Source organism: Kineococcus indalonis, from assembly GCF_009906395.1.
Classification (GTDB): Bacteria; Actinomycetota; Actinomycetes; order Actinomycetales; family Kineococcaceae; genus Kineococcus; species Kineococcus indalonis.
In genome coordinates this window covers 1-727 of record NZ_JAAALM010000949.1, presented here as the reverse complement: position 1 = coordinate 727, position 727 = coordinate 1, and the positions used below count along the sequence as shown (strand labels likewise).

Here is a 727-nt window from a genome sequence, read left to right as displayed (position 1 = left end):
GGGCGGGGGAGTTCGCGCGGCGGGGGAGTTCGCGCGGCCCGCTGCACCCCGGTTCGCCCGGACGCGGCGACCCCGCCGCGCTCCGCGTCCCGCGGGTGGTGTTGCGGGCCGCACCGCTGCGGCGCCGCCGCCGACGGGAGTTCCCCGCACGTGGAGAGGGCCGCGACAGCTGTGCTGTCGCGGCCCTCTCCGTGGAGTGCGCCGTCAGGGACTCGAACCCCGAACCCGCTGATTAAGAGTCAGCTGCTCTGCCAATTGAGCTAACGGCGCAACGAGATGGAACTTTAGCAGGAGCCTGCCGCAGTCGCGAAATCCGGGTGCCGGGGCAACCGGCGGTGCGCCCCGGCACCCGGGACGCGGGTCAGGACCGCTTCCACCACTCCTGGTCGGGCAGCCCCTCGCTGACGAGCAGCTCCTCCGAGTGCGGCCCCTCCGGGGAGACCATGTCCATGATCAGCGACAGCGGGATGTGCTCGGAGAGCATCTCCATGACGGGGCGGGCGCCGGGGGAGCCGGTGCCCCCGCTCGTCGCGTCCTCGTGCGCCATGCGTCCTCCACGTGTTGACGGGCCCGGGTGGGCGGTGACCCCTACCTCGTCGTCGCCGCCCCGTCGGCCCTTGAGCCGAGCCCCCGCGGAGGACACGTCCGGAGCAGCGCACCGCACGCGGCGTCACCCTCCGGCGTCACCTCCCGGCGCCGGAGGGTGACGCCGCGTGCGGTGCGCTGC

1 protein-coding gene and 1 tRNA gene are annotated in these 727 nt (G+C 74.3%); both read right to left on the bottom strand.

The window, feature by feature from the left end:
• Nucleotides 1-197 precede the first annotated feature (197 nt).
• Nucleotides 198-270: transfer RNA gene (locus GTR00_RS22125), tRNA-Lys, on the bottom strand.
• Nucleotides 271-361: 91 nt separating this feature from the next.
• Complete coding sequence (locus GTR00_RS22120) at nucleotides 362-547, bottom strand: hypothetical protein (RefSeq protein WP_166613623.1); 186 nt, start codon at nucleotides 545-547, stop codon at nucleotides 362-364.
• Between the last annotated feature and the right edge of the window lie 180 nt (nucleotides 548-727).

Coding starts and splice junctions, on each gene's coding strand:
- GTR00_RS22120 (WP_166613623.1), bottom strand. CDS start 547: ATGGCGCACGAGGACGCGACGAGCGGGGGCACCGGCTCCCCCGGCGCC.